29 protein-coding genes are annotated in these 26,419 nt (G+C 64.3%); 6 read left to right on the top strand and 23 right to left on the bottom strand.

The features are described from left to right. Positions 1 to 46: 46 nt before the first annotated feature. Together UC34_RS04715 and purB are read right to left on the bottom strand one after the other, a co-directional pair. Positions 47 to 496, bottom strand: coding sequence for a c-type cytochrome (locus UC34_RS04715; protein ID WP_044454315.1), 450 nt, complete (start codon positions 494 to 496; stop codon positions 47 to 49). 290 nt (positions 497 to 786) lie between these two features. After that, positions 787 to 2,160: an adenylosuccinate lyase gene (gene purB, locus UC34_RS04710; RefSeq protein ID WP_044454313.1), complete on the bottom strand. Its 1,374-nt coding sequence runs from the start codon at positions 2,158 to 2,160 to the stop codon at positions 787 to 789. Positions 2,161 to 2,300: 140 nt separating this feature from the next. Here purB and UC34_RS04705 point away from each other — a divergent pair, with 140 nt between their 5' ends. Next, the gene (locus UC34_RS04705; RefSeq protein ID WP_237165234.1) at positions 2,301 to 2,978 is read left to right on the top strand and encodes a glutathione S-transferase family protein; all 678 of its coding nucleotides are present in this window, start codon (positions 2,301 to 2,303) and stop codon (positions 2,976 to 2,978) included. Positions 2,979 to 2,998: 20 nt separating this feature from the next. Here UC34_RS04705 and UC34_RS25310 read toward each other — a convergent pair whose 3' ends face one another. The 12 genes from UC34_RS25310 to UC34_RS04640 all read right to left on the bottom strand — a co-directional run bounded on the left by UC34_RS25310 (position 2,999) and on the right by UC34_RS04640 (position 14,160). Beyond that, a complete protein-coding gene (locus UC34_RS25310) occupies positions 2,999 to 4,279 on the bottom strand; it encodes a lytic transglycosylase domain-containing protein (RefSeq protein ID WP_084070359.1) in 1,281 nt (426 codons plus the stop codon). Between the two features lie 11 nt (positions 4,280 to 4,290). Beyond that, complete coding sequence (locus UC34_RS04690) at positions 4,291 to 5,391, bottom strand: EscU/YscU/HrcU family type III secretion system export apparatus switch protein (protein WP_044454310.1); 1,101 nt, start codon at positions 5,389 to 5,391, stop codon at positions 4,291 to 4,293. Between the two features lie 16 nt (positions 5,392 to 5,407). Continuing rightward, on the bottom strand, positions 5,408 to 6,238 hold the full coding sequence (gene sctT, locus UC34_RS04685; RefSeq protein ID WP_237165233.1) for a type III secretion system export apparatus subunit SctT: 831 nt from the start codon (positions 6,236 to 6,238) through the stop codon (positions 5,408 to 5,410). Between the two features lie 5 nt (positions 6,239 to 6,243). Beyond that, positions 6,244 to 6,510: a type III secretion system export apparatus subunit SctS gene (gene sctS / locus UC34_RS04680; RefSeq protein WP_044454308.1), complete on the bottom strand. Its 267-nt coding sequence runs from the start codon at positions 6,508 to 6,510 to the stop codon at positions 6,244 to 6,246. Between the two features lie 19 nt (positions 6,511 to 6,529). Further along, positions 6,530 to 7,180, bottom strand: a complete 651-nt coding sequence (gene sctR, locus UC34_RS04675; RefSeq protein ID WP_044454306.1) for a type III secretion system export apparatus subunit SctR — start codon at positions 7,178 to 7,180, stop codon at positions 6,530 to 6,532. Positions 7,181 to 7,217: 37 nt separating this feature from the next. Further along, positions 7,218 to 8,528, bottom strand: a complete 1,311-nt coding sequence (locus UC34_RS04670) for a hypothetical protein (protein WP_044454304.1) — start codon at positions 8,526 to 8,528, stop codon at positions 7,218 to 7,220. Continuing rightward, entirely contained in the window at positions 8,518 to 8,991 is a 474-nt protein-coding gene (locus tag UC34_RS04665; protein WP_044454302.1) for a hypothetical protein, read from the bottom strand. The genes UC34_RS04670 and UC34_RS04665 overlap by 11 nt, the downstream gene beginning before the upstream one ends. Positions 8,992 to 9,051: 60 nt before the next feature. Next, positions 9,052 to 9,462, bottom strand: coding sequence for a hypothetical protein (locus UC34_RS04660; protein WP_044454300.1), 411 nt, complete (start codon positions 9,460 to 9,462; stop codon positions 9,052 to 9,054). Next, positions 9,438 to 10,814 (bottom strand): FliI/YscN family ATPase, encoded by a 1,377-nt coding sequence (locus UC34_RS04655; protein ID WP_044454298.1) that lies wholly within the window; start codon positions 10,812 to 10,814, stop codon positions 9,438 to 9,440. The genes UC34_RS04660 and UC34_RS04655 overlap by 25 nt, the downstream gene beginning before the upstream one ends. Before the next feature lies 1 nt (position 10,815). Further along, entirely contained in the window at positions 10,816 to 12,885 is a 2,070-nt protein-coding gene (sctV, locus tag UC34_RS04650; protein WP_044454296.1) for a type III secretion system export apparatus subunit SctV, read from the bottom strand. Next, positions 12,882 to 13,271 carry a hypothetical protein gene (locus UC34_RS04645; protein WP_044454294.1) on the bottom strand — a complete coding sequence of 130 codons (390 nt, stop codon included), beginning with the start codon at positions 13,269 to 13,271 and terminating at the stop codon, positions 12,882 to 12,884. Before UC34_RS04645 ends, sctV begins: the two co-directional genes overlap by 4 nt. Before the next feature lie 229 nt (positions 13,272 to 13,500). After that, a complete protein-coding gene (locus UC34_RS04640) occupies positions 13,501 to 14,160 on the bottom strand; it encodes a two component system response regulator (protein ID WP_044454292.1) in 660 nt (219 codons plus the stop codon). 431 nt (positions 14,161 to 14,591) lie between these two features. On the opposite strand from UC34_RS04640, the gene UC34_RS04635 reads away from it, so the two are divergent. The 5 genes from UC34_RS04635 to UC34_RS04615 all read left to right on the top strand — a co-directional run bounded on the left by UC34_RS04635 (position 14,592) and on the right by UC34_RS04615 (position 19,240). Continuing rightward, positions 14,592 to 15,203 carry a hypothetical protein gene (locus UC34_RS04635; RefSeq protein ID WP_044454290.1) on the top strand — a complete coding sequence of 204 codons (612 nt, stop codon included), beginning with the start codon at positions 14,592 to 14,594 and terminating at the stop codon, positions 15,201 to 15,203. 17 nt (positions 15,204 to 15,220) lie between these two features. Then, entirely contained in the window at positions 15,221 to 17,014 is a 1,794-nt protein-coding gene (locus UC34_RS04630) for an EscC/YscC/HrcC family type III secretion system outer membrane ring protein (RefSeq protein ID WP_218919555.1), read from the top strand. A 2-nt stretch (positions 17,015 to 17,016) separates the two neighbouring features. Beyond that, the gene (gene sctD, locus UC34_RS04625; RefSeq protein WP_044454288.1) at positions 17,017 to 18,342 is read left to right on the top strand and encodes a type III secretion system inner membrane ring subunit SctD; all 1,326 of its coding nucleotides are present in this window, start codon (positions 17,017 to 17,019) and stop codon (positions 18,340 to 18,342) included. Further along, a complete protein-coding gene (locus tag UC34_RS04620) occupies positions 18,317 to 18,736 on the top strand; it encodes an EscE/YscE/SsaE family type III secretion system needle protein co-chaperone (RefSeq protein WP_044454286.1) in 420 nt (139 codons plus the stop codon). The genes sctD and UC34_RS04620 overlap by 26 nt, the downstream gene beginning before the upstream one ends. Before the next feature lie 90 nt (positions 18,737 to 18,826). Beyond that, complete coding sequence (locus tag UC34_RS04615; protein ID WP_044454284.1) at positions 18,827 to 19,240, top strand: InvB/SpaK family type III secretion system chaperone; 414 nt, start codon at positions 18,827 to 18,829, stop codon at positions 19,238 to 19,240. 58 nt (positions 19,241 to 19,298) lie between these two features. Here the strand turns inward: UC34_RS04615 and UC34_RS04610 are convergent, their stop codons facing one another. From UC34_RS04610 to UC34_RS04570, 9 genes are all read right to left on the bottom strand, one after another. Further along, entirely contained in the window at positions 19,299 to 20,435 is a 1,137-nt protein-coding gene (locus tag UC34_RS04610; RefSeq protein WP_044454282.1) for a TyeA family type III secretion system gatekeeper subunit, read from the bottom strand. Continuing rightward, positions 20,428 to 21,117, bottom strand: coding sequence for a hypothetical protein (locus tag UC34_RS04605; RefSeq protein ID WP_052810896.1), 690 nt, complete (start codon positions 21,115 to 21,117; stop codon positions 20,428 to 20,430). The genes UC34_RS04610 and UC34_RS04605 overlap by 8 nt, the downstream gene beginning before the upstream one ends. After that, complete coding sequence (locus tag UC34_RS04600) at positions 21,093 to 21,737, bottom strand: type III secretion system domain-containing protein (protein ID WP_052810895.1); 645 nt, start codon at positions 21,735 to 21,737, stop codon at positions 21,093 to 21,095. The genes UC34_RS04605 and UC34_RS04600 overlap by 25 nt, the downstream gene beginning before the upstream one ends. After that, on the bottom strand, positions 21,734 to 22,492 hold the full coding sequence (sctJ, locus tag UC34_RS04595) for a type III secretion system inner membrane ring lipoprotein SctJ (protein ID WP_044457744.1): 759 nt from the start codon (positions 22,490 to 22,492) through the stop codon (positions 21,734 to 21,736). Before sctJ ends, UC34_RS04600 begins: the two co-directional genes overlap by 4 nt. Before the next feature lie 56 nt (positions 22,493 to 22,548). Further along, on the bottom strand, positions 22,549 to 22,908 hold the full coding sequence (gene sctI / locus UC34_RS04590; protein ID WP_044454280.1) for a type III secretion system inner rod subunit SctI: 360 nt from the start codon (positions 22,906 to 22,908) through the stop codon (positions 22,549 to 22,551). After that, positions 22,905 to 23,378, bottom strand: a complete 474-nt coding sequence (locus UC34_RS04585; RefSeq protein WP_052810893.1) for a DUF1039 domain-containing protein — start codon at positions 23,376 to 23,378, stop codon at positions 22,905 to 22,907. The genes sctI and UC34_RS04585 overlap by 4 nt, the downstream gene beginning before the upstream one ends. Positions 23,379 to 23,496: 118 nt before the next feature. Continuing rightward, positions 23,497 to 23,715 carry a type III secretion system needle filament subunit SctF gene (gene sctF, locus UC34_RS04580; protein ID WP_044454278.1) on the bottom strand — a complete coding sequence of 73 codons (219 nt, stop codon included), beginning with the start codon at positions 23,713 to 23,715 and terminating at the stop codon, positions 23,497 to 23,499. Continuing rightward, positions 23,712 to 24,512 (bottom strand): helix-turn-helix transcriptional regulator, encoded by an 801-nt coding sequence (locus UC34_RS04575; protein ID WP_052810892.1) that lies wholly within the window; start codon positions 24,510 to 24,512, stop codon positions 23,712 to 23,714. The genes sctF and UC34_RS04575 overlap by 4 nt, the downstream gene beginning before the upstream one ends. A gap of 284 nt (positions 24,513 to 24,796) precedes the next feature. Further along, positions 24,797 to 26,404, bottom strand: coding sequence for an FMN-binding glutamate synthase family protein (locus UC34_RS04570; RefSeq protein WP_044454276.1), 1,608 nt, complete (start codon positions 26,402 to 26,404; stop codon positions 24,797 to 24,799). Positions 26,405 to 26,419: the final 15 nt, after the last annotated feature.

The raw sequence follows: 26,419 nt of genomic DNA, 5'->3' as shown, positions 1-26,419 counted from the left end.
GTGAAAACGACCGGCTTTTTTTGACGTCCGCTGCCGCGAGGGCAGCTTACTTCGCGCGGAAGTTGTCGTGGCAGCTCTTGCAGGTCTGCGCCGCTTCGCCGAACGCGGTCTTGATCGACGCGAGATCGCCGCCCTTGGCGACGGTGTTGAGCTTGGCGACGGCCGTTTCCATCTTGTCGGCAGCCTCTTTGAACTTCGCCTTGTCCGAGAAAACTTCCGGCTTGGCCTTGCTCTTGCCATTCGTCTGACCGCCTTCGAACGCGGGCCAAGGCAGCTTGGAGAGCGTGGCGACGAGTTCGGCGTTGCGCGCGACGTCATCCTTGTTGAACGGCGCATCGCCCTTGACTACCGCCCCGATGCGGCCGAAGTGGTTACCCAGCAGGAAAAGTGCTGACTGACGGTATTCGACGGCGTCGTCGGCCTTGGCGAACTGGGCTTGCGCCAGGGCAGGCGCGACGGCGGCGGCGAGTGCGGCAACTGCGAGAGTGAACTTCATCTGTGGGGTTCTCCTTATGGTTTGTGCGGCTATGATACACACCAAGTTGCGTACCCGTATGACAGTATCGGTCCCCGGCTCAGCGCCAGTTCGCACATCGTTATATCCCGAACAGCAATCGGCCATACGACCCGCAAAAGCAGACAAAGCCCCCACAAAAGCCGACGAACCATGCAAAACGGGCCGCAGATGCGGCCCGTCCGGGTATGGCGGATCACAGCGGATGAGCGTCGAGGGCGTGTGTCGTTGTCTTGTCTACGCCCTAATCGCTCACTCTCGCGTCAGCGACCTCAAACACGCTTGGCGAGCGATTCGGCGATACCGACATAGTTCGCCGGCGTCATTTCCAGCAGACGCGCCTTGGCATCTTCCGGAATCGCGAGTTGCTTGATGAACGTTTGCAGCGCTTCGCGGGTAATGCCCTTGCCGCGCGTGAGCTCCTTGAGCTGTTCGTACGGGTTGGGCACACCGAAGCGACGCATGACCGTCTGCACCGGCTCGGCGAGCACTTCCCACGTGTTGTCGAGGTCTTCGTCCAGACGCTGCGGATTCACTTCCAGTTTGCCCAGACCGCGCAGGCACGAGTCGTAGGCAAGCAGGCTGTAGCCAAACGCCACGCCGATGTTGCGCAGCACGGTGGAGTCCGTCAGGTCGCGCTGCCAGCGCGAGACCGGCAGCTTGTCGGCCAGGTGGCGCAGCACGGCGTTGGCCAGACCGAGGTTGCCCTCCGAGTTCTCGAAGTCGATCGGGTTGACCTTGTGCGGCATGGTCGACGAACCGATTTCGCCAGCCTTCGTCTTTTGCTTGAAATAGCCGACCGAGATGTAGCCCCAGATATCGCGGTTCAGGTCGAGCAGGATAGTGTTGGCGCGGGCCACGGCGTCGAACAGCTCGGCCATGTAGTCGTGCGGTTCGATCTGAATGGTGTAGGGATTGAACGTCAGGCCCAGACGCTGCTCGATGACGGCCTTCGAGAACGTCTCCCAGTCGTATTCGGGGTAGGCGGACAGGTGCGCGTTGTAGTTGCCGACGGCGCCGTTCATCTTGGCGAGCAGCTCGACACGGCGAATCCGCTCCAGCGCACGGGCCAGACGCACCGCCACGTTGGCGATTTCCTTGCCAAGCGTGGTCGGCGAGGCCGGTTGGCCGTGCGTGCGCGAGAGCATCGGCTGGGCAGCGTGTTCGCGCGCCAGTTCGCTCAGCTTGGTCACGAGCGATTCGAGCGCCGGCACGAGCACCTCGTCGCGTGCGCCCTTGAGCATCATGCCGTGCGACGTATTGTTGATGTCTTCCGACGTGCACGCGAAGTGAATGAATTCGCTCGCCTTTTCGAGCTCGGCCTGGCCCTGCACCTTCTCCTTGAGCCAGTACTCCACGGCCTTCACGTCGTGGTTGGTGACTTTCTCGATGTCCTTGATGCGCTGGGCATCGGCGTTCGAGAAGTTGGCCGCCAGATTCAGGAGGAATGTCTCCGCCGCGCTCGAGAACGGGGCGATCTCGGCAAAACCCGCCTTGGACAGGGCGATCAGCCAGTGGATTTCGACCTTCACGCGGTTGCGCATGAATGCCGCTTCGGACAGCCACGGACGCAGAGCGTCGGTCTTGCTGGCATAACGGCCGTCGAGCGGGGAGAGCGCGGTCAATGGGGAGAATTCGTCGGACATGGCACTGGGCACCGAAAAAGAAAACCGGGGGAGCCGGCGATGCGCCAACTCGGAAAGGCCAGTATTTTACCATTCCCCGGCTCAGGCCATCCCGCACGTTATACTCTGTGCCGCGCTACAGCGATTTATCAAGGATTCACATGAAGTTGATCGGTGCCCTCGCCAGCCCCTACGTTCGTAAAGTCCGCATCGTGCTGGCTGAGAAAAAGCTCGACTACAAGCTCGAACTGGAGAACGTCTGGGCCGACGACACGCGCATCCAGGAGTCGAACCCGATCGGCAAAGTGCCCTGTCTGGTCATGGAAGACGGCGAAGCCGTGTTCGATTCCCGGGTCATTTGCGAGTACCTCGACACCCTCTCCCCGGTCGGCAAGCTCATCCCGCCCTCGGGTCGCGAACGTGCGGAAGTGCGCTGCTGGGAAGCGCTGGCCGACGGTGTGACGGATGCTGCGGTCCAAATTCGCGTCGAGCGCATGTACCACGACGAAGCGTCGCGCTCGCAGAAGCTCATCGACCGCCAGCTCGGCAAAATTCGCGAAAGCTTGCGGGCGATGGCGCGCGGGCTCGACGAGCGCCAATGGTGCGCAAGCAATCGCCTGACGCTGGCCGACGTCGCGGTCGTCTGCTCGCTCGGTTATCTCGATTTCCGTTATCCCGAGATCGACTGGCGCGATGCGCACCCCAACCTCGCTCGCCATTTCGAGCGCATGTCCACGCGTCCCTCGGTGGCCGATACGGCGCCCACGGACGCCGTGCCCGCGCCTGCGACGCCTGCGGCTCCCGCGACCTCTGCCGGTCCCGCGCTCACCGCGCTCTGATTCCCCCGAACGCGCCACAGCTAGCCGTCGCGCCCGTCCGGACGCAGGCCCACACCGGCCGTGCGCTCCCGCCCCCGCGACGGCATGAGCACCGCAGGCTGGTCGCCCTCGTGGGCGGCGCGCTCTGCGCCGGCCCCCGGGCTATGCGTAATCAGTGTGCCTAGCCCCTGTAGCAGACGCCACGTCCGGGCCACGTCGTCGTCGGTCCGTTCGGGGCCGTCGATCTGCGTCGCGCCAGACGTCTGTCGAGCGGACGCCCGCCCTTCCGGTTTGGCCGAAACCGCTGTTGCCGGAGGCATGTCCGACGCCGGAGCAGATGTCGTCACGGCGCCCGACTCCCCCGCCCCGCGCAGACGGGTGTACCCCGCCAGAACCTTGCGCACGTAGTTGCGCGTCTCGGGGAATGGCGGCACCCGGCGTCCGTAGCGCAGCACCGCGCCCTCTCCGGCGTTATACGCTGCAAGCGCGAGACTGACGTCTCCGTCGAATCGCGAAAGCAACCAGCGCAGGTAGGACGCGCCGGCGCGCAGATTTTCGGCAGGATCTTCGAGACGTCTCACGCCAAAGCGCTGGCCGGTACGCGGCAGAATCTGCATCAATCCGATGGCGCCGCGCTCGGACACGGCTTGCGGGTCGTATCCCGACTCCGTGTCGATAATCGCGTGCAGCAACGCGGCGTCGACCGACGTGGCGCGTGCGGTGCGACGTACCAATGCGTCGTAAGGGAGTTCCGTGGGGACGGGCGGGACCACGCTCTCCCAGTCCGAACGGTCTGCCCGGTCCGCCATGCCCGCCGATGCCGCAGCCGATGCGGGCGGAGCGGGCGGAGTGGGCGGAGTGGGCGGAGCGGATGGCGCGGACAAGACGGTGGCGGCCCGTTCGTCGCTGCCCGAAACATCGACGACGCCGGGCGCAGGGGACGATCTGGCCGATGCGATCGAGATGGGCGCAGCGACTTCCGGCTCGCGCCACGGGGAGACGAGACGCCGTGCCGCCTGCCGTGGGTCGTTGCGTGAGATCGCCATGCCGCGCTCATGATGACGGGTATCAGTCGCGTCCTGCGCGACGCCTGCCGGGACTACAACGGACCGCGCGAGCAGCGAGGACGGCGTGGACGGCGTGGAAAGCGCGGGCGAGGTGGAAGACACGGAAGACACGGAAGGCACCGCGATTTGCGCGTCGGCCACGCGCGGATGATGGGGCAACAGCCCCCGGTCGGCCGCCAGGGTTGGTAACCCGCTCAGCGCGAACGCCCCGCATGCGAGCACACTCAGACGCCAGGCGCGTCGGGAAAATGTCATGGCCGGCGCCCTCATGCTGTGCCCCCATCACGGGATTCCAGGTCTGCCCCGCCCTCGGACGTGGCCTGCACCTCATACGGCAGATCCAGCGCGAGGCGTAGAATCGCCGCCACCGCATCGAACAAATCGGGCGGAATCGGTGCATCGACGGCGACGTCGTCCATCAACCGGCGAGCGACCGGCACGTGCTCGACCACCGGAATCCCCTCGCGCTGTGCGATTCGAATGATGGTCTTTGCACGTTCGTTGCGGCCCTTCTCGATCACCAATGGCACCGCCGTCTCCCCGGCGACGTAACGCAGACAAATCGCCAGCCGCGTGGGGTTGCGCACAACCGCCGTCGAGCGCTTGACGTTGTTCGTCAAACTGCCGCTCTCGATCGTCTCGCGATGAATGTCGCGGCGCTTGTTCTTGATCTCGCGATTGCCCTCGACTTCCTTGGACTCGCGCTTGATCTCGTCGTGAGACATCATCAGTTGCTTGCGCAGCTGATACTTTTGATATGCGAAATCGAGTCCACCGAACACCACGTACGCCACCACGAGCACGGCCATCAGCCAGAACAGCAGTCTGACCGTTAGCGCCAGCCCGCACGACGGGCCACATTGCGGCAGCACCGCCAGCGAGGGCGTGTACTGCCGGATCAGATAGAAGAACACCACGCCGAGCACGGCAACCTTGATCAGCGACTTGCCGAACTCGAAAATCGACTGCATCGAGAACAACTGCTTCGCCTTGGCGACGGGATCGATGCGTTCGTACTTGGGACGAATGACATCCGGCGCCACCAGCGCCCCGACCTGCAACACCATCGCCAACCACGTGGTCACGATCAGCAGCACTGCGAGTCCGCCGGCAAACCGAACGAAAATCAGCAACGACGGCCCGAGCATGCCTTGCACCGCCTCATCGACCGGGTCGCGAAGCACGAGGAGCATGCGCAAGACGAGCGCCTGAAGGGCGTCGTACAACGCCGGGCCTTCGAACATCAGCCAGGCAAGCACCGCACCGAGCTGCATGCACACGGACAGGTCGGCGCTTTTGGCAACGCGCCCCTTCTTGCGTGCGTCTTCGATCTTCTTGGGCGTCGGGGGGAGGTTTTTCTCGCTCATTTCGCTGTTACCTGTCTTACGAAGTCGACTGCGTCATCGCGATCCACGCGCGAAACAGTTCGGGCAGCCGATACCAGTGCGCAAGCGGCACGGCAATGGCGAACGGCAGGCTGGCGACGGTCACGAGCAGCGCCATCGCACTCTTGACCGGCATGGCGAGAAAGAACACGTTGAGCTGCTGGGCCGCACGATTGACGAAGCCCATCGACATGTCGACGAGCACCATCACGACCATCGCAGGCAACGCCACCGCCACGCACATGACCTGCATTGCCTGCCAAAGCGAGAGCAGCCACGCGAGCGACGCGTCGTTCCATCGCCAGGCTCCGCCAACGGGCAACGCAACGTACGAGTCGTAAAGTGCGCCGAGCAGCGCGTGCGCCGCCGGTGTGACGAAAAAAAGCACGCAAAGCATCTGCGTCAATGCGATACCGAAGATCGACGATTGCGCCCCCAATAGAGGGTTGAGCACGCTCGCCATCGACGCGCCACGCATCGTGTCGATCACATACCCGGTCATGTCGATGGCCCAGAACGGTAACGTCGCCACCAGGCCGAGCAGGCCACCGACGAACAACTCGCGAGCCACCAGAAGCGCCCAGCCGCTCCATTGCGTCGGCATCTGCGATGTCGCATGCACCAGCCCGACGATCGGCAGCGCCAGCGCCAGCACCAGCGCATTGCGCAACATTCCCGCACCGAGCATGCCGACCGACAGCACAGGCAGCAGCATCGCAATGCCCAATGGCCGCAACATCGATACCGCCCATGCGAGTCCCCACCCCAACATCTCTGTCCCGAGCGCGGCGTGTGTCGCACCGCCGTGCATGGCTGCCGTGGTCTCCATTCGCATCACCCCATCCGGGCGATCTGCTCGAACGCGTTTCCTGCGTAGTTGAGCAGCACGTGCCCCATCCAGCCGTACGTCGCAGCGAGCGTGACCGATACGGCGATGAGCTTGATAAGGAACTGCACGGTCTGGTCCTGCACTTGCGTGAGCGCCTGCACAAGCGACACCAGCACGCCAACGGCCGAGGCGACGACCACGGTCGGCAGCGACATCAGCAAAGTGAGCCAGAGCATCTCGCTCGTGAGATTGACGACGATGGCTTCGCTCATGGGTTGGCCTCCCCCGTCGTCATGCGTACGACAGCATCAACTGCCGCACCAGTTGCTCCCAGCCGTTCATCATCACGAAGATCAGCAACTTGAACGGCAGTGCGATGGTCATGGGCGAGACCATCATCATCCCCATCGCAAGGAGAATGTTCGAGATCACGAGATCGATCACGACGAAGGGCAAGTACAGCAACAATCCGATCTTGAAGGCCTCGGCCAGCTGACTCAGTGCAAACGCGGGCATGAGCACGAGCAGCGAGTCTGCGCCGAGCCGGTCACGATGGGCCTTCGGCCATGTCTGGCTGCCCAGACCGGCAAAGAAGTCGCGTTGTCTGGCATCGGTGTGACGTGTGAGGAAATGACGGTACGGAGAGAGCACGCTGGCGTCCACATCGGCCACAAAGTTCCGGGACGACAGCGACACCGGACGCTTGCCCAGGTTCTCCTCGATGTCGAAGGCAACGGGCGCCATGATGAAACACGTGAGCACGAGCGATAGGCCGTAGATGGCGATGTTGGGTGGAATTTGCTGCGTGCCAAGGGCGTTGCGCAACAGCGCGAACACCACGGCGAGTTTCAGAAATGCAGTCCCCAACACCACCAGCAACGGCATGATCGAGAGCAGCGATAGCAAGACGACGAGCTGCGCCGGATGATCGAGCAGGGACATATGAACTCCAAGGGACGTCGCCGAATGCCGGGAAAACTCACCGGTCATGGATGACGAGCGCGGATGCAATGGGATGACGCCGGCACTCGGTTGCGGCGATGGCTTCAGTAGCGGACGCGGTGACGGCATCGGCATCGGCCATCGGGTCACGACCCGAAATTGTCTCGGACATGCCGTTCGCGGCGGCCGGCGTCGCGAGCCCGGGATCGACTTGCACTGCGAGGCGCCCATCGCCGAATCGCAGCAAACGCCCGTCTGCCCAATGCGAACCGTCTCGCCAGAGCGCGATGTGCCCCGCAGTCATCGTCTCTTGCCCGGTCGGACTTGGCGACGTCTCGTGCCCTTTGCGCCACGCCATCAGCCAGGGAAGGGGAATTTCCTTCTCGGCAATGACGGCGAGCAACCGGACGCACCGGGCCACATCGCCGTTGCGAACGCCTTCTTCCATGCGCTCGGCCTTTGCCGCCCCGCTTGTCGTCTCCCCTGTCGTCTCCCCTGTCGTTGCCCTCGTTGCTCCCGTTGCTTCGCCCTCTGCCTCGGAGCGGGCGCCATCTCCGGCCACGCCCGTCGCCTTACCCATCGGCTCGATCAAGACCACGCGCCGTTGCACAGGTTGTCCGTCTCGCATCGCGATGGCATATGCGCCGTCGATCAGCCAATATTCGCCCGAGCAGACATCGGCTGCGACGTCGAGCAGCGCCGCGCCGCCGCCCGACAGACTGTCGCACAGCGACGCAGGTAATTCGCTCCACCCGACGGCCATCGCGCAGCGGCGCATCGGATAGCCCTTTGGATCGAGGGGCGTGTCGCACGGCATCGCGTGCTGACATCGCTCTCGCAGCCACGCTGTCGCCCCATCAAGCAACGGCAACGTCAACCGGCGTCCATCTCGACTGAGCATGATGCCCACGCGCCACTGCCTGTCGACATGCGCACGTGAAATCGATACGGCTTTCGGCCACGAAGCACGGGGCATCGTCGTCTCCGACGTGTCACCGTCAGTCGGAGGCGGTCCGCCCGTGGCGAGCGTCAGCGACGCGGCGCTCGCGTGCCATGGCGGTGGTAAATCCTCCCAGGTCGCCACAGGCAAATCCTCTGCGAGCCAGTCGGCCCACTGTTGCGCATCGCACCAGAACCGGATCTGACCGACGACACCCTCGTCAACATGCGCCGTCACCACCAGCCCGTCCCCCCCGGTGAACATCCAGCCGACGCGCACCTCGGTGTCATCCTCGTTGAACACCACACAACCCCGCCCTGCCAGCAGGTCCTCCAGCCAAATGGAGGCCCCCTCCCCCACTGTCTCTTCGTTCTTCTGCGCGCACGCGGGCAACGTCTCAGGGCGCATAACGAGCCTCGACTTCAATGGTGACGGGAAGCCCCAGACGCGATGTCAGCGTCCGGGAAAGCTGTCCCCGATGTGCGAGCAATCGTCGGTACATCGCCAGTTGCACGCATAGCAGACTCACCGTAATACCTTGCAGCCCACGCCGCGCTTCGACGACCAGCGTATCGAGCGCCCCGCCATGCACGATCACGCGCAGCATGCTCCCGCCGTCCCAATTGGCGTTTTGCCTCGCATGCCAGACGCGCAACCATCGCAGCACATCGACGGGTCCGCTCACGCGTGCAGTCGGTTCGCTCATCGAGGGGAAGACGTGCTCGCCGCGCTCGCCGCATTCTCCATACAGTCCGAATCGATGTGACGGCACTTTGCCGCGGTGCGAGGGCCGCGTGGGGTGCGAGGGCAGTCTGTCGGCCGGACTTTCGAACGCGCCGACGCTCAGGCCGCTACGGCGGATGATATTCACGGTGTGTTCCTCCTGATGGAAAGGGTGAGAAAGCGTGTCGACATCGCTCCGACTGTGACGTCAACGCGGATACAGCGTCAGTAATTCGCGTAACTTCTCCTGCTTGCGCGCATTGTTCTGAAGTCGCTCGTGCAGGTCTTGCAGGCTCGCATGGGTTTGTCGTGCATGCGCGACGGCGGCACTGTGACGGGACTTCGCCTCGGCAAGCAAGCGACGTTCGGCGTCAACCGACTGCGACGCACCGGCCGCCTCCCTTGGTCCATAGACGCCTCCTCGCGACAAAGCGTCCTGCCAGGCGCGGCGCTGCACTTCGCACGCACGGTCGCAGGCGCTCACCTGGGCGTCGGCCGCATTCGCTGCGCTTGTCAGCCGCGCCAACGTCGCGCGCAAGCTGGCCTCCCGGCGACGGGCGAGCCGCGCGAGCGAAGCGATGCCCTCGCGGTGCGTCAGTTCGCGAGATGTTCCAGCCATGCGAGGGTGTCGTCGAACGGCGCCACATCGTGCTGCGCCTGACAAAGGAATGCGCGAATCTCCGGGGCGCGGGCGAGCGCGTCGTCCGTGTCCGGATCGTTGCCGGGTTGATACTCGCCGACGCGGACCAGCAATTCGACATCATCCGCGAGCGCCATCGCACGTCGCACACGCGCCGCACATTCGACGTGCCGTGCGCCCGCAACCTGGGACATCACGCGGGAAAGGCTCTTCGGCACATCAATGGCGGGATAATGGTTCGCCTGCGCGAGTCGCCTCGACAACACGATGTGTCCGTCGACAATCGAACGCACTTCATCGGCCAATGGCTCGTCAAGGTTGTCCCCCTCCACAAGCACCGTGTAGAACGCGGTGATGCTGCCTCGCTCGCCCGTTCCGGCGCGCTCCAGAAGTCGTGGCAGACGCGCGTAGAAACTGGGCGGCAGGCCGCTCGTCGTCCCCAGGGGTTCGCCCGCCGCCATGCCGATGTCGCGCACGGCGCGGCCGAACCGGGTCAATGAATCCATGAGCAGCAGCACCTCCTTGCCCTCATCCCGAAACGCTTCGGCGATGGCCGTCGCAGTGTAGGCGGCTTTCATCCGCTCCAACGCCGGGCGGTCGGACGTCGCGACCACGCATACCGTGCGCGCCCGCGCCTGCGGCGTCAGCGCTTGTTCGATGAACTCTCTCACCTCGCGACCGCGCTCGCCGATCAGCGCGACCACGATGACATCCGCGCCCGCGCCCTGACACATCATGGCAAGCAACGTGCTCTTGCCGCCGCCCGCCGCCGCGAAGATGCCAAGGCGTTGGCCGCGACCGCAAGTCAGCATGCCGTCGATGGCACGAATGCCGATCGGCAAACTCCGCGAGATCAGCGCCCGACGCATTGCCGGCGGCGGCTCGGCATCCAGCGATCGCCATGCCATATCCGATCCGCCACCGGGCGGGGCCGCCCCGGCCGATTCGACCCCAGCCGTCAACGGACGCCCCAACCCATCGAGCACTTCACCGACCAGATGCCCGCCAACGGCCACGCGCGACGATGTCCCCATGGCTTGAACAAGCGCCCCATTGGCCACGCCATTCGGTTCCGCGTAGGGCGCGAGCCAGACATGCCGCCCTTCCACGGCGATGACCTCCGCGTCCAGCGACGGCGACATGACACGGCATTGCTCGCCGAGCGCCGCACCTGGCAACCGGGCGCGCATTGCATTCGGTGTGATCTTGTCGATTCGACCATAGAGGATGTCGCGATGTACGCTGCGTCGCCAATCGTCGCAAGCCTTGCGTTGCGCATCGAGCGTACGTCGCAGTCCATTGGCAATTCGCGCGGCATCGGGACGTCGCATGTCAGACCGCTCCCTGCACGTCGATCGTGCCGAGCACACGTACGTGCGGTTCGTCCGCGACTTCCTGAAAGGACAGGACAGGCAAGTCCGCACGGTCCCGCTCCACGAGTTTCCTGACGAAGCGGCGCACGTCCATCGCAGTAAAAAGCACGGCGGGCGAGCCATCATGGGCATTCACTGCGCCGTCGATGGCATTGAGAATGGCGTCGGTTTGCGCAGGATTCAGATCGGCGTACGACCCTGAAGCCGTTTGACGAACGGCCGCGCGCACGGTGTCTTCGATACCGCGGCCCACGTTCCATCCGGTAATGTGCTCCGTGCCCCGACGAAAGCGTCGCGTGATATGGCGGCGCAAACTGAGCCGCACATACTCCGTGAGCATGATCTGATCGCGCTCTCTCGGCGCCCATTCGATCAACGCTTCGAACACGCGACGCAGGTCGCGAATCGACACGCCTTCGGCCACCAGTCGTTGCAGCACCTCCGCCGTTCGGCTGATGGGCAACTGTCGCTGCAACTCCTTGACGAGTTCGCCATAGCGATCTTCCATCGCGTCCATCAGGAATCGCGCCTCCTGCACGCCGAGGAAGTCGGCCGCATGGGCGTCGATGACCAATGACACGCAATGCGCCACGCGATCCGCGCCGTCGATGACGACGCCACCGAGCGACTTACATTCACTTCGTTGCGTGTCGTCGAGCCAGAACAGCGTTTGTCCACCGAAAGGCAACGGCGTTTCGCGCGGCGCCCCCGCCACGAGACTTCGCAAAACGGAGATCGGATGTGCAGCGTCGTAGTGCGCGAGCGCTGCGTCGGGGGCGACATCGAGCGTAAGCACGCTCTCGTGATACAGCGCGATGTCCAGCGTGCCGACCGGCAAGGCGGCATCGACCTGAACCTGCACTTCGGGCATCGGCACGCCGAATTGCTCGAATTTCTGATTGCGCAGGGCATTGACGCGCTCGGAAACTGCCGCGATTCCGCCACACGCATCCATCAATACGACACTGAGTTTTGCCAGCAACGGCTGCGCGCCGGGACGCCCGGCCGTCGACGCTGCGCCGCCCCCAGTTGTGGCGTCGTGCCCACCGTCGCGCTCGCGCGCGAGCCGTTCGACCCACCAGGCCGCGCCGCCGGCCAGTGCGCCAAGCAGAAGGAAGTAATGCACCGGAAATCCCGGAATCAGTCCAAAGAGCACCAGCACGACGGCGGCCAATGTCAGCGACCGCGGCTGCGCCGCCAGTTGATCCGTGAGTTCACGCGCGAGATTGCGACGCTGTTCCCCGGGCACGCGCGTCACGATGATCCCCGCCGTGACGGAAATGAGCAACGCCGGAATTTGCGACACGAGTCCGTCACCGATCGACAGAATGGCGTAGATCGCCGCAGCGTCGCCGGCGCTCATTCCCCGCATGAAGACCCCCACGCCGATACCGCCGAGCAGATTCACCACGATGATGACGAGCCCGGCAATGGCATCGCCCTTCACGAACTTCATCGCGCCGTCCATCGCACCGTAGAACTGACTCTCCTTTTGCACGATTCGACGCAAACGCTTCGCCTCCGCGGCGTCGATGGTGCCGGCGCGCAGATCCCCGTCGATACTCATCTGCTTGCCCGGCATGCCGTCGAGCGAGAATCGCGCGCCGACTTCGGCCACCCGCTCCGAGCCCTTCGTAATCACGATGAAGTTGACGATGGTGATGATCAGAAACACGATCATGCCCACCACGATATTCCCGCCCGCCGCGAAATCACCGAATGTGTAGACAATGTCGCCGGCATCGGCATGCAGCAGGATGAGCCGGCTCGTGCTGATCGTGAGCCCCAGCCGAAACAGCGTCGTCATCAGCAACACGGAAGGGAATGCGGAGAAATCCAGCGGCTCGTTGATGTACAGCGCCACCATCAGCAACAGCAACGACACCCCGAGGTTCAGTGCGATGAGCAAATCCATCACCGACGGGGGCATCGGAATGATGATCATCAGCACGGTGACGAGCAACAATGCCGCGAGGACGATGTCCTGGCGTCCGGCGGCGATGCGCAGCCATGGCAACACGCGTGTCATGCGCGGGACTCCGGAGGCCGTTGCGCGTCGATGCGCTCCAGTACGCGCCGCATGCGAATAAGACACGCATACCACTCTCCAGCCTGGGAGTTGGCACTGGCGGGAGGCGTCGCAATCAGCATTGGTCTGCCCTGCGCCACGCATGCGCGCACCGGAATACCAAGACTCCATTCAGGTGCGCATGTCTGCAACAGCATCGGCAACCAACGCGCCGCCCCCGTCACGCGACGGATCAGCGTGATCGCCAGCGTCACGCCGTATCCGTCGACGTCGGTCATCAGCACACAAGGCGCAAGCGCCACGCGCATGCGAGGCGTGACGCGCTGCGGCGGCAGTGCCAACAATTCGAAGAGATGTTCGAGCTTGCGCTGGGTCTGGGTATCCATCGAGGGTGGTGATGCGAGAGCGCGCAATACGCGGTCGACCGTCGGCGCCAGGCAACTACCCAACAACACCAGGCAACCACTTCGTATTACGCAAGGCGCGGAGCGCGCGAAGAAAACGCCAGCGAAGATGGTCCCGCATTGGCGACGGGGTCGGCTATCCGGCACAGACCTGAAATTTCCCCGGGTTCGGCGTCGTCGCGATGACGCCAGCCCAGCGTCAAACGCTGACTCACACCATCATTCGCAGTCGATGTGCCCATTTCACGATGTCGGCGACGTTGTGAGCATCGAGCTTGCGCATCATGTTCAGCCGATGCGTCTCCACCGTCTTCACACTGATCGACAGCAATGCCGCGATGTCGCGGTTGCGTTGCCCTTCCGCCACGAGCTTGAGCACCTGCCGCTCGCGCAGCGTCAACAATCGCTCGGGCACTTCGACCGCCTGCGGGTCAAGTCTGGCCGGTGCACCTCTCGGGTCGTGCACGATACCGAACACAGCAGGGTCGACGAAGCGTTCTCCGCGCATGACGACGTGCGCCGCGTTGATCAACGTGACGCGCGAACTACTCTTGAGTACGAACGCAGCGGCCCCGGCTTCGAGCGACTGCCGTGCCCGCTCTCCGTCGTCGCTCGCGGAATGCACGATGATTCGCAACTCGGGCCAGCGCTGAACGCATTGCCGGATGACGTCGATGCCGTCCATTCCGGGCAGCCCCAAATCCAGCACGATGAGCGCAGGTCGATGCATCACGCAGGCGCGATACACGTCGAGCCCGTTCTCGACCCTGGCCAGCACACACCATCCGAGTTCGTCTTCTATCAAACGGCACAGCCCATCGGCCAGCAACTCGTGATCCTCCACAACGATGACACCCGTACACCCCGTCATTCGCAGCTCCTCGACAGTTGGTCATTTGCATTCATACGGATTTTTGTTCACTCTCTTTCGACTTCGGGCCAGCCCGGAGAAACTTGTGCCTTCACCTGATCCCGAGCATAGGAAAAAACCGCAAATCTCGGGATTCGCCTGTGACATCAGGTCTGCGCCGGATGGTTCCTGCGACACAGCGCTCGATAATGACGGTCCTTGTTCGCACCGCCGAAGAAGCGGGTGCGGTACGCGCAGCGTCTCATCGCCACGCGTGGTCATCTCGCATCGTCACCTCGCATCGTCATCTCGTGTCATCACCTCGTGTCACCTCACGTCGCTACCCTCCTCGACGTGTCGATCTCCGGGGGTTCACTCGTTCGACTGCGTGGGCGCCGAGGCCCGTTCCTTATTCGTCACTGGTGCGATTGCACCGTCTCCGACAGAAATCTATGCGTTTGCCATTTGCGCTTGCCGCTATCGACTGGATTGCCCCTCGCGACGTTCTTGGTACGCGCACCCTGCTGGACCTCGACGGTCAGGATGGCTGGACTTGCCCGGTCGCTGGCGGGTACTGCGTGGCAACACCGGTCGCACTGCCCGCATGGGGATCCACATCGACGCAACCGCTGCCGGCAGCCCTCTGCGTCGACGCAGAGTGTGCGAACGCGCAGTCAGGCACAACGGCGACCTCTGCCGAGCGGGGTCTGTCGGACGCGACGCCATCGCGCTGGCTCATGCGCATCGCGCTTGCGCTTGCCGGGCAACCTGAGCTCCGGAACGACAGTCTGTGCATCGCCCACGAGACACTCTGGTGGACGCATCGTTTCGACGACGACACGCCCACTGCGCAAGTCGAGGCACAACTTCGCCGTCAGATGCTCGCGTGCGAGATGCTGTCGTCGCAGGGCTTGCGCACGTGCGGCACTCGGGCGGCCTCCTATCCGGCATCGCCTGCTGCGCACGGCGCGCGTGTCAGTCCCGATGACGCTGGCCGCACAGGCAGTACGGCCAGCGCGGCGGCTGGCGCGGCACGTCGATTTCCGTCGCTGTGGCGCGGCTGATCGTGCGGCGCCCGTTGATGCCTTTCCCCCGTTCCGCGCGTACCGTGCTCGCCGCGCGGGGTGCGCTGTCCTCCCCGCCCTTCATCCCGCCCTTCATCCCGCCGCTCTTCCCGCTGTTCACCCCGCTGTTCACCCCACTGTTCTCGCCACTGTTCCGGCTATTCGCCCCCCTTCATACGCGCAGGCCGTGCGGCGGATGGCGCAGAGGCATGCGACGTGTCGTCGTGCCGATCGCGTTGTGCCTGGCGACGGCCCAGATCGTCGCCGCAATGCCCGCCTCGACGCGCCAGTCGCCGGCATCGGTCATTCCTGCGTGGCGCGGGGGGCCATTCGTCTTCCAGAGCGCCGGCACGCCCTTGGCGGAACTATTGCGCGACTTCGGCGCGCACCACGGCATTCCGACTGTCGTTAGCCCTCAGGTGGACGATCGCTTCATCGGCACGCTGCCTGCGGGAGACGCTCAGCAAACGCTCGACGCATTGTCCGAACGTTATCGGCTTTCGTGGTACTTCAACGGCCAGACGCTCAACGTCTATAAGGCCAGCGAGGCGGCGCGACGTGTCATGCCGTTACGGTATGCATCGTCGGGCGACCTGCTCGCCCATCTGCGCGACGCCGGCGTGCTCCATCCGAAACACTGCGTGGCACGGGCGATTCCGGCGACCCACGCGCTGGAAATCGCCGGCGTTCCCGCGTGCCTCGAAACAGTGGCGATGCTCGCCGAATACGTCGAGCGCGATGCCCGCGATCAGCAGGAAAGCGAAGAGACCATCAAGATATTTCCTTTGAAATTCGCCACGGCGGACGACACAAGGTACTTTTATCGCGGTCAGGAAGTGATCGTGCCGGGCGTAGTCAGCGTATTGAAAGACCTGATTCTCGGCGCGGGCCCGCTCGTGGCGACCTCGGCGAGCGCCGGCACTGCGAATCCCGCCATGACCGATTTGCCTGTCGTCAACGCCATGCGAGGCGGCACACCGCGCTTTTCCGCCGATCCCAGGCGTAACGCCGTGATCGTCCGCGAGCGCCGTCGCAATCTGCCCATTTACGGCGATCTCATCGAGCAACTGGACGTTCGTCCACGGCTGGTCGATATCTCGGTCGCCATCATCGACGTGAATGCGAGCGACATCGCCGAGCTCGGCGTGGACATCTCGGGCAGCGCGCGGCTTGGCGGCTTCGGCAGCGTGTCGCTAAACGGCCAGTCGGGCCTGACGAACGAGGGCGATTCCGGCACCTTCACCACGTTGGTCGGCGACACCAACAAGTTCATGCTCAATCTGAGTGCGCTAGAACGCAACTCCAAGGCGCGGGTGCTCTCTCGTCCCTCGATCGTCACGCTGGACAACATGCAGGCGGTGCTCGATCGCAGCGTGACGTTCTACACGAAAGTGTCGGGCGAAAAAGTCGCGAAACTGGAGAGCGTGACGTCGGGCTCGCTGTTGCGGGTCACGCCGCGGCTCGTGCCGAACGACGCAGGCGAACGCGCGGACGGCGCGCGCGAACAAGTCATGCTCACGCTCAATATCGAAGATGGCGGGGAGGTGCGCAGCGACCGCAACGTCCGCAATGAAGTCCCGACGATCCGCAACTCGTCGATTTCCACGCACGCCACGCTTCAGGCCGGGCAATCGCTGCTGCTCGGTGGCTTCGTGCAGGACGCGCAACACGAACACGAGCGCAAGATCCCCCTGCTGGGCGACCTGCCGCTCATTGGACGATTGTTCAGTTCAACGAGCAACCGAAATGACAGTGTCATGCGCCTGTTTCTGATCAAGGCCGAGCCTGCGGCCGCAACCCCGAGCGCCTGACGATGCTGACGCTCACACTCCTGGACGGTCCGCTCGCCGGTCGCCCCGTGCCACTGCCCCGCGGCGAGCTCACCATCGGGACTGCCGAATCCGACATTGCCATGACGCTCGACGACGGAGCGTCGGCGACACTGCATGTCGACAGCGAAGGCGTACGTCTGGCCACCGGGACGCCGGTGTGGGTGAATGGCGCGGCGCTGGCATCCGAAAACACCCCGTCGCTCCCGTTGCATACCGTCATCGATCTGGCGGGTCTCGGTATTTGGCTCAGTGACGGCAGCCTGCCGACGCCGATGCCGCTGCCAAAATGCCCAGTACGCGCAATCCGCCCGATGCAGCCGATGCGGGGAGCGACGTCTGCGACGCCTTCAGATGCGCCCGCGATGGCTGCGCCGCCGGACGAGCGCAAGGCAGGCCGCTCGCCTCTGGCATGGCTCGCGGCGACCGGCCTGTCGCTGCTGATCGCGGGTGCCGGGATCGCCATATGGCGAACCGGCACCGCCAACGTCATCGCCGTGCCACCGACGCCCGACGCACTGAAGGCGTTGGCCGCCCGCATCGCACCGAATATCGAGCTCAGTACGGCCGGAGACGCCGTGCGGCTATCCGGCGGATGCCTTGATGACAACACCCGCGCGCGACTGCGGGCCGAAGCGCGCTGGCTCGGTAAGGCGCTGAGCGACGAAACGTGGTGTCCGGCGAGCGCCGTGCGAACGGCGAGCACGTTACTTCGGCTGCATGGCTTCGGAAGTGCGCAGGTGAGCGTCGCGAAGGACGGTGCGCTGCTCATCGGCGGTCCGTTGATCGCCGATGCAAGATGGCGTGCGGCCTCGGATGCGCTCGATGCCCTGTCGCTACCGCATGGATGGCGCGTTGCCGACGGCACGGCGAACAGCTTCGAGCGTTTGCTCACGACGTTGCGCCATGCCGGCCAGTTGCGCGGCGTCGATATTTCGCGTGATCGCAACGGGTGGCGCCTCACCGGCGTGCTTCCGGCAGGACGGCTAGCGTCGCTCAAGGGCATCGCCGACGCGTGGAATCTGGCAGACAACGCCATGCCGCTGCGCATCGATCCCCTCGCGCCCCCCGTTCCGACGCTTGCCGAAACCGGATTCTCCGCCCCGCTGGTCAGTATCGGCGGATCGCCGGGCGCCCCTCAGATCACCCTCGCGGACGGCACCCGACTCGCGCAGGGCATCCGACTGCCCGGCGGCACGCAGATCGTCGCCATCCATCCCGACGGCGTATCGATCAGCGGGCACGACCGCCTCTTTTACTTGCCACTCACGCCGGAGACATTTCATGACGATTCACCTGACCCAGCTTGAAGACGATCTCTCGGCATCCCCCTGCGCGGTGTCGCGGGACATCGCCGAGAAACTCGACGCCGCCGCCCGAACCCTCGACGGGGTGTTGCGCACCGGCCTCACACCGTCCCAATTCGACAGGGCACAAACGCAAAGGCAGGCGGTGCGGGCTGCCAAAGCGATTCTCGAAAGCATCTCGTTGCGCTACGGCACATCGTACGGAAAGGCACCCAAAGACATCGTCACCGGAAAGAGGCGCGAACGCCGCGACAAGAGCTACGAACACACGAACGATGCAAGTCACGAACATCATCGCAGGCACGAAGAGGAACTCACGCGTGAATGTCCGTACCCCGGCACACGCGTGCCCGGAAGCCACAACGCCGTACACACCTCCAAAGTTCAGGTCGAATGATCGTGGGAACCTTTGCCATCGTCCCCCGGTCGCGTAGCCCACATTCCGCGTCGGGTGCGTCATCGACTCCTTACACTCTTCACGCTTATCATGCCCAGTTACGATCTAGCGCAAACTCTCGTCGAGGCCCTCAAACTGATCGGCTGCGACCCCAGCAAGATCGACGCCGTCGACAATCACTCGCCCATCGAGCTGACGTTCAATGCTTCCCCCAGCATCATTGTCGAAACCCTGGACAATCAGGTGTGCAGCATTCACGCCGTGGTGGCGACCGACGAGGCAGCGCGGCTGCACAGAGCGAACAGCGAACGGCTACTGCAATTTTTGATAGAGCCGGCGGAATGGGCCGTCACCGGACATGTGCAATTGCGAGAGCGGGACAATCGTTTGATCCTCCACGCGCAAGTCAGGGAAGAATCTGCCGCCGAACCGGAACCCTTTGCACAAGCACTCACCGACTTTTACGATCGCATCAAACTCTGCCGCGAACATCTGCGCGCCTGACGTTCACGCACCACTCGCACCGTGCCTGCGGCGCATGGATCATGCGCCCGTCACCCCATCATCCCGTCATGCCGTCGCCTTCCAGCGCAAGCGCCGTGCGCCAGTCGTCCAGCGCGTCTTCCAGCGTCTCACGCTGGGTCTCGTCGCGAAAGCACCCGTCATGCGCCGACTTGACGAGTCTCGTGAGACCCCGCGCGAACGCGTAGCGCACGTCGACCGGCACCATGCCGAGATAGGCCGCGCGTTGCGCAAGCCAATCTGCCCCGACCCAGGGCTGGTCGAGCACCGCCAGCGTCTCCGTCATCATGGTGTCCGTGTCGAACGCTCGTTGCCCGGCGTCGCGCACAGCGAGCGCCGATTGCTCGCACGTCGCTTCCAACGTAAGAAACAACACCACGCGACGCAGATCGTCGACGACGGCGCATAGCCGGTGCGTATCGGCATCCGGCTGCTGCGCGCCCAATTCCAGGCCAAGGGCTTGCATCAGTGCGCGCAATCTCGCCCGGCGTTGCGTAAAGCGTCGGCACTCGTCGAACCATTGGGTGAGCGTGCGTTGCGGCCCGTGCGCCTGACGGAAAAGCGACTTGAGCTGCTGCATCAGCGCCATGCCCGGTGGACGGCCCTCGCCACATTCCAGCGCTGCAAAGGCCTCGAGACCCCACGTGTCGGAGGCGGTCAGTGCGTCGAGCGTGCGCCGCAGTCGGGTCCGCGTGCCGGCATCAAGCCCGCTGTCGGCCAACCAGGCGGCGACGACCAGCGCGGCATGACCGGCCGACATCTGTGTGCCTCGGATGAGCTGTAGCGGATCCGGTACGAAGGGGAGATCGCGCAGTTGGCCGCGCAGCCGCTCAAACTGCGCACCGTTCACGCGCGCGAACCGGTGCATCTGTTGCTCGAACAACGCGCGGGCCCGCTGCTTCTCGTCCCGAACATCTCGCTCGCCCGTGCTTCGGAATCGAACGCCCAGCGCGAAACTGAGGTTCTCCTGCGACTCTGCGAACGCCGCCTCCTCGTTCTGCGCGATAGTGGCTTCGATCAGTGCGAGATGGCCCGGCGCGTGCGCGAACGTCGCGCGCATCGACATGCCGTCGGCTTCGAGCGCTTGCCATTCGTCCGCTGGCACGTGCGCCAACGCCTTGTTCTTCTGAGTCTCCGGAGCACGCGAATTACCCGATGTCGGCAGGCGCTCAACCATAGGCGACCTCCAGACTCGGACTCACTCGCAAACGATCGATGACGGCCGCCAGGTCAGCGTCCAGATCCAGGCAGACGGTGACCCATTCGCTTTCGAGTCGCGCCTGCCGATCGGCAAGCGTCACATCCTCCAGACAGGGCAGCATGATGTCTGCCTGACGTAACGCTTCGGCCACGGCGCATTGGTGCGCGGGCGGCACGCGCAATACGAGCGCACCTTCACGCACCAGTCCCGGCAATGCACGGCCGACGCGGTGCGCAAAGCGTTCGCCGACGGCCAGGTCCTCGACGAAATTCGACAAGGCGCCGGTGAGCGCATCGGCGACCCGGCGCTCCAGCGAACGTACGATTTCACGCTCCATCGATGCCTCGTCCACCAGCCAATCCACCGCCTGCATGACCGCTTGCTCTCGCGCGGCGTCGGCCATTGCCGTCGCTGCCTGCCTCGCACGCGCCCGTTCAGCGTCCTGCCATGCGCTTCGCGCCGCCTCGATGTCGCGCAGCGCCTGCGCCTGCTCGGCCGCGGCCGTTTCGCGCTCAAGGCGAGCCGCTTCCATCCAGCGAGTGCGCAGGCTCGCCTGGTCACGCAACGATGCCAATGCCTCGCTGGAAATCACGGGCCCCGCCGGAGCGGGGCCATCGATGGTTTCCACAGGCGTCAGTGCGTAGTCGATGACATACATAGCATTCTCTCCAACGCCGCGAGCTGCGGCCATATGTCGTCCACGACGGGAACATCCGCCGTTGCCGTCATCGCCGCATTCGCCGGCGGCAACAATTGGCGCACGGCCGCGTGGACCGTCGCCACATCGCCATGGCTGCGAGGGGCGCAAGCGCGCCTCACGGCATCGAGGCACGCCGCGGTGAGCGCCATCGCCGCCGGGCCGATCGCCTCCGGCGCCAGTGCAGCGGTCGAAGGCCAGTCTCGTCGCATCAGCAACAGACGATCGCACTGCCAGGCGTCGAGCCAGCCTGACAATGCGCGACGGTGGACCCCAAGCAAGAGGTAGTCAGGGCAGCCCAGCGTGCGCAGACCGTAGGCCACTGCGACGCGGCGAAGACTCGGCATGAGCCGCAACGCAGCTTGTGCGGCTTCGCTGTCCGGAGGTCGACACTCGGCGTACTGCCCGGGGGTCGGCCACCCCCGCCGTTCGACAAGACGCCGATCGACGCTCGCGCGGCATGCCGGGTACTTGCGGTACACCGCGCGCCATCGCGCCATCCCGAACGCATCCCACCAGGCATCGTCCATGTGCCGGCCGGGCTGCCAGATCAAGCGGGCAAGCGACGCGGCATCGGTCACGACGCCCTCGTTACCCGCTGACGCAGACGGCCTACCCAGACACCGCGCCGACGCCATGCCATGACGCCCGCCAGCCCCGACACGAGGACCGCCATGGCGAACATCGCCCATCCCAGGACCGGACGCCACCCTGCCTTGCTGCCCGCTTCCACCGGCGCGCCTTGCCCCCCCTCGATGGCGGCGCGAGGCAACCGATAGTCCGCGGGCTGCAATACGATGCTGATGCGCTCGGGGGACACGCCCGGCACGCTGTCGTGCACGAGACTCCGAATATCGGTCATGCGTTGCGCCATGTTGACCTCCGGGCTGTATTTAACGAAGACCGCAACGCCGGGCGGCAATGTCGCGCGCCCCGCCGAATCCGTCGGCACCTGCGCAATGGACACCTCCGCGACCATCACGCCGTCAAGCGCCGCCAGCATTCGTTCAAGCCGTTGCTCCTTGAGAAAGATGAGCTTGGCCTGCTCCTGCAATGGCGAACTGACCAGTTGCCCTGGCGGGAAAACGTCTTCGACGGATGCGCGTTTCTGACGCGGCAAGCCATGTTGGCGAAGGACTTCCACGCCACGAACGAAATCGCCGCGCTCGATGCGAACCGTCATGCCGGTGGTGTCGGCACGCTTGTCCGCCTGAAGCCCGGAGACGAGCAGTAACGCGAGCATCTGGTTGGCCTCGGTTTCGCTTAACGCGCGATGCAGCTCCACCTTGCATCCCGCGAGTACCAGCAATAATCCACACGCAATTACGCTGCGCATGCGCACCGCTCCCGACCTTCGGAACACGACGGTGTCCGCGAGACAAAGCGCCTTCGTCATTGCATATGGACCAGCTTGTTCACACCTTGCGTCATTGCCCCCGAGACCTTCGCCACGAACTCCAGTGCAAGCACGCGCTCGGTGATCTCGCGCTGCGCTTCGAGCAGGCGCGTCGGGTCATCGAATAGTCGATCGTCGAGCGTCACGCGCTGTGCGAGATAGTCGGTGTTGGCTGCCAATTTTCCCGCTGCGTTGAGCAAATGATGTTCCGGCAACGACGGCGCACTGCGCAGCGCCTGGTCGAAACGCGCGGCGTCGACTTCCGGATTGCCGTTCGGCAGCGAAGGAAACGCCAGCGTCGGCGCGGTGGCGGCCGGCGTGTGCGCTGTCACTTGAGGCGTGGAAAAGTTCGTCATGGCAAAGGAATGAATGGGGAAGCCGAGGCGAGCGTCTGGGATTCAGGCTCGGCAGAAGAAGAGGAAGAAGGCGAGTGCGACGGCCACGGCGGGGGCGAAGGCCGCGACGCGATCACCCGACGTCGTGACTGACTCGCATCGGTGGCGTCGAGCCAATGCCGCAGCACGTTGGCGGCGGGGTCGTCGGCTTGCCCGCGTGCCGCGAGGTCTGCCAGGCAGTCACGTGCGGCCGAAGTGTCGCCCAGCGCGATGAGCAGTGCGGCGTGAAGGCACAGACGCGCTTCCTGCTGCGCCACGAGTGCGGGAAGCGCGCGCAGAATGACGCGCGCTTCCGTCTCCATACCGTGCTGGGCCCCGGCGAGCGCCAACTCGACAATCTGCTGACGCACCGACGTGTCGAGCCATTGTGTCGTACCGTGTTCGGCGAAGGCTTGAAACGAGTTCTTCATCATGTCCGGGGTATCGCGCATGCCGTGCTTACCGTGCTTACCCGTGTATGGCGCCGCCCTGCGCGAGCGACGCCTGAAACGAGCAACGCCTCCCGGCGTCACCCGGCGGCGCCAGCAGCACAAGGCGCTTGAGCCCCCCTCACGCAATCTTGGCAATGATGCCCATCAACGTATCCTTGATGAGCTTGATCGTTGCGCTGTGCAAGCTCACCGCCGTGGAGAACTGCTGCAACTTGAACTGCAAGTCGAGCATGTCGCGAGGGTCGTTGGTTTTCTCCGTACGAACGGCTTGCGTTGCTTCGTCGGACATGCGCCGCACGCCCTCGCCCATGCCGCGATGAATCTCTTCGACGTTCATGCCACCTCCGCATCGGTCATTGCGCCATGCCCGGCGACCAGATCGGCGCGCATGGCGGCGTAGGCATCGGCGCGCGGCATCGCGACCCGTCGACCACCGCGCTGCGGCGGCGCCCCAAGACGTATCTCCGTCGGTGCACAGTCGAAGCGCTTGCGGAACGTGTCGGTGAAATGCGCGTGATTGGTAAAGCCGCACTCGAGCGCGATATCGAGCACCTTGTGTCGCGTTGACAGCAGCAGATCGCGCGCGAGCCTCAGACGCCGCTCCAGCAACCATTGCTTGGCCGGCATGCCGTAGGTCTGCTGGAAAAGATAGCGAAACTTGCGCAACGGCATGCCGAACTCTTCGGCGAGACGCCCCACCGGCCACGGTCGATGGAAGTTCGCCTCGACGAAGTCGAACAGCGAGTGGCTGCCGGCAATCGTCTGGCGCAACATTGCCGAGAAGTATCGTTGGTCGCGGCAAAGACAGTAGACGTAGAAGAAGCGAAGCATCGCCATGCGGTCGACGTGCTGCAATGTCATTGCCACGTCTACCATCGTGGGTTCGAGCACCAGCGTACGCGCCGCTTGCCGATGAAAGACGCCCAGCGGGCGACGATCGAGCAGATCGACGACATCCGGGTACAGCGCCTGCAAATCGCACGCATGAAAATCATGAGACACCACCGGTCCGGGGGCGTCGATCGTCGCCTCCGAACTGGTCGCGGTCATGCTGCCCGCAGGCAGCGCGTGTACGAGACCGTTCACATTGAGTTTCACGTCGTGGCGGCTGATCAGAAATCGCACCGTACTCATAGGCTCCTCCTCTGACGACAATCCGTCGGCGGGATGACAAAGTCGAAGGCCACACGATAGGCGAGTACGCGCGCGAGCATCATCCGGTGGAGACCTTAATGTCGGTCGCCGCGCCGTGCACTTTTGGCATTTGGGAAGAAAACTGTCGGTAAGCGAAAAAACCCGGTGCCGCATTGCACCGGGTTCGCTTCCAAGCACTGAAGTTGCCACGATGCCGTCTTACCGTTCCAGGCCGCAGGCGGTAAGCGGTAAGCCGCCAGCCGCAAACCGCAATCCGCAATCCCTTACGAGCGCGCGACTTCCATCGGAGAGAAACTGTCGGAACGCGCCATCGGCCAGTACTTCTCGTACAACTGGTAGCGGAACTGGCCACGCAGCAGATCGCCGGGCTCCAGGTACTTGAGCGACTCGGACATGAGGCGAATGTCGTTGGACGACACACGCTTGACGATGTGATGCGCGCGCAGATCCGACGGGTGCGACAAGCCCGCCGCCTGAATCAACTCCTGCAACGCGTGCAACGTCTGCGAATGGAACTGATGCACGCGCTGCGCCTTGTCCGGCACAACCAATGCGCGTTGACGCAACGTGTCCTGTGTGGCAACCCCGGTCGGGCAACGGTCGGTATGGCACTTCTGCGATTGAATGCAGCCAATGGCGAACATGAAGCCGCGCGCCGAGTTGCACCAGTCGGCGCCGATCGCGAGCGTGCGCGCGATATCGAATGCCGTCACGATCTTGCCCGATGCGCCGATGCGAATTTTCTCGCGCAGCCCCGCGCCCACGAGCGTGTTGTGCACGAGCAGCAGCCCCTCCTGCAACGGCGCGCCTACATGGTCGGTGAACTCCAGCGGCGCGGCGCCGGTACCGCCTTCCGAGCCGTCCACCACGATGAAGTCGGGCAGGATGCCGCTCTCGAGCATGGCCTTCACGATGCCAAAAAACTCCCACGGATGGCCGATACACAATTTGAAGCCGGTGGGCTTGCCGCCCGAGAGCGTTCGCAGACGGTCAACGAATTGCAGCAGGCCCAACGGGGTGGAGAACTCGCTGTGACGTGACGGCGAAATGCAGTCCTGCCCCATCGGCACACCGCGCGTCGCGGAGATCTCCGGCGTGATCTTGGCTGCGGGCAGCACACCGCCGTGCCCCGGTTTCGCCCCCTGCGAGAGTTTCACCTCGATCATCTTCACCTGCGGCGTGGTGGCCTGCGCGGCAAACTTCTCGGCACTGAACGTACCGTCGTCATTGCGGCACCCGAAGTAGCCCGACGCCACTTCCCATATCAGATCGCCGCCCTGCTCGCGGTGATGCGGCGAGATCGAACCTTCACCGGTGTCATGGATGAAGTTGCCGAGCTTGGCGCCGCGGTTGAGTGCGCGAATCGCATTGGCGGACAACGCGCCGAAACTCATCGCGGAGATATTGAAGATCGACGCCGAATAAGGCTGCGCACGATCCGCGCCGATCGTAATGCGAAAGTCGTGGTCCTTCAGCACCGTGGGCGCAAGCGAATGCGCAATCCATTCGTAGCCGGTGACCTTGACGTCGAGCTCCGTGCCGAACGGGCGGCTGTCGACATCCCCCTTCGCCCGCTGGTAGACGATGCTGCGCTGGGCACGCGAGAACGGCGTCTCGGACGTATCGTCCTCCACGAAATACTGGCGGATTTCCGGGCGGATGAACTCGAACAGGAATCGGAAATGTCCCCATAGCGGGTAATTGCGCAGCACGGCGTGACGCTGCTGCACGACATCCCAGACACCGAGGACGACCAGGGCTGCGAACGGTATCGGCCAGAGCGGATTCCATCCGTCGACGAGCACCAGCACGAGCGTTGCGACGAGCAACGCCACGGCGATCCAGAGAGCCAGAAATCGGCGCGAAAACATGAAACCTCCTTGGCT

This window comes from Pandoraea vervacti, assembly GCF_000934605.2.
Taxonomy (GTDB): Bacteria; Pseudomonadota; Gammaproteobacteria; order Burkholderiales; family Burkholderiaceae; genus Pandoraea; species Pandoraea vervacti.
The sequence above is the reverse complement of the archived record's forward strand: the minus strand, read 5'-3'. Positions and strand labels throughout refer to the sequence as shown.

Bases quoted from the DNA above. Each gene is read 5' to 3' on its own strand.
- sctV (WP_044454296.1), bottom strand. From the start codon at position 12,885: ATGACACGCGTGTTGCCATGGCTGCGCATCGCCGCCGGACGCCAGGAC.
- UC34_RS04645 (WP_044454294.1), bottom strand. From the start codon at position 13,271: ATGGATACCCAGACCCAGCGCAAGCTCGAACATCTCTTCGAATTGTTG.
- UC34_RS04705 (WP_237165234.1), top strand. From the start codon at position 2,301: ATGAAGTTGATCGGTGCCCTCGCCAGCCCCTACGTTCGTAAAGTCCGC.
- UC34_RS04660 (WP_044454300.1), bottom strand. From the start codon at position 9,462: ATGGCTGGAACATCTCGCGAACTGACGCACCGCGAGGGCATCGCTTCG.
- UC34_RS04630 (WP_218919555.1), top strand. From the start codon at position 15,221: ATGCCTTTCCCCCGTTCCGCGCGTACCGTGCTCGCCGCGCGGGGTGCG.
- sctJ (WP_044457744.1), bottom strand. From the start codon at position 22,492: ATGCGCAGCGTAATTGCGTGTGGATTATTGCTGGTACTCGCGGGATGC.
- UC34_RS04615 (WP_044454284.1), top strand. From the start codon at position 18,827: ATGCCCAGTTACGATCTAGCGCAAACTCTCGTCGAGGCCCTCAAACTG.
- UC34_RS04690 (WP_044454310.1), bottom strand. From the start codon at position 5,391: ATGAGCGAGAAAAACCTCCCCCCGACGCCCAAGAAGATCGAAGACGCA.
- UC34_RS04610 (WP_044454282.1), bottom strand. From the start codon at position 20,435: ATGGTTGAGCGCCTGCCGACATCGGGTAATTCGCGTGCTCCGGAGACT.
- UC34_RS04570 (WP_044454276.1), bottom strand. From the start codon at position 26,404: ATGTTTTCGCGCCGATTTCTGGCTCTCTGGATCGCCGTGGCGTTGCTC.
- purB (WP_044454313.1), bottom strand. From the start codon at position 2,160: ATGTCCGACGAATTCTCCCCATTGACCGCGCTCTCCCCGCTCGACGGC.
- UC34_RS04635 (WP_044454290.1), top strand. From the start codon at position 14,592: ATGCGTTTGCCATTTGCGCTTGCCGCTATCGACTGGATTGCCCCTCGC.
- UC34_RS04655 (WP_044454298.1), bottom strand. From the start codon at position 10,814: ATGCGACGTCCCGATGCCGCGCGAATTGCCAATGGACTGCGACGTACG.
- sctF (WP_044454278.1), bottom strand. From the start codon at position 23,715: ATGAACGTCGAAGAGATTCATCGCGGCATGGGCGAGGGCGTGCGGCGC.
- sctT (WP_237165233.1), bottom strand. From the start codon at position 6,238: ATGGAGACCACGGCAGCCATGCACGGCGGTGCGACACACGCCGCGCTC.
- UC34_RS04670 (WP_044454304.1), bottom strand. From the start codon at position 8,528: ATGCGCCCTGAGACGTTGCCCGCGTGCGCGCAGAAGAACGAAGAGACA.
- UC34_RS04620 (WP_044454286.1), top strand. From the start codon at position 18,317: ATGACGATTCACCTGACCCAGCTTGAAGACGATCTCTCGGCATCCCCC.
- UC34_RS04640 (WP_044454292.1), bottom strand. From the start codon at position 14,160: ATGACGGGGTGTACGGGTGTCATCGTTGTGGAGGATCACGAGTTGCTG.
- sctS (WP_044454308.1), bottom strand. From the start codon at position 6,510: ATGAGCGAAGCCATCGTCGTCAATCTCACGAGCGAGATGCTCTGGCTC.
- UC34_RS04575 (WP_052810892.1), bottom strand. From the start codon at position 24,512: ATGAGTACGGTGCGATTTCTGATCAGCCGCCACGACGTGAAACTCAAT.
- UC34_RS04605 (WP_052810896.1), bottom strand. From the start codon at position 21,117: ATGTATGTCATCGACTACGCACTGACGCCTGTGGAAACCATCGATGGC.
- UC34_RS25310 (WP_084070359.1), bottom strand. From the start codon at position 4,279: ATGACATTTTCCCGACGCGCCTGGCGTCTGAGTGTGCTCGCATGCGGG.
- UC34_RS04715 (WP_044454315.1), bottom strand. From the start codon at position 496: ATGAAGTTCACTCTCGCAGTTGCCGCACTCGCCGCCGCCGTCGCGCCT.
- sctD (WP_044454288.1), top strand. From the start codon at position 17,017: ATGCTGACGCTCACACTCCTGGACGGTCCGCTCGCCGGTCGCCCCGTG.
- sctR (WP_044454306.1), bottom strand. From the start codon at position 7,180: ATGTCCCTGCTCGATCATCCGGCGCAGCTCGTCGTCTTGCTATCGCTG.
- sctI (WP_044454280.1), bottom strand. From the start codon at position 22,908: ATGACGAACTTTTCCACGCCTCAAGTGACAGCGCACACGCCGGCCGCC.
- UC34_RS04585 (WP_052810893.1), bottom strand. From the start codon at position 23,378: ATGCGCGATACCCCGGACATGATGAAGAACTCGTTTCAAGCCTTCGCC.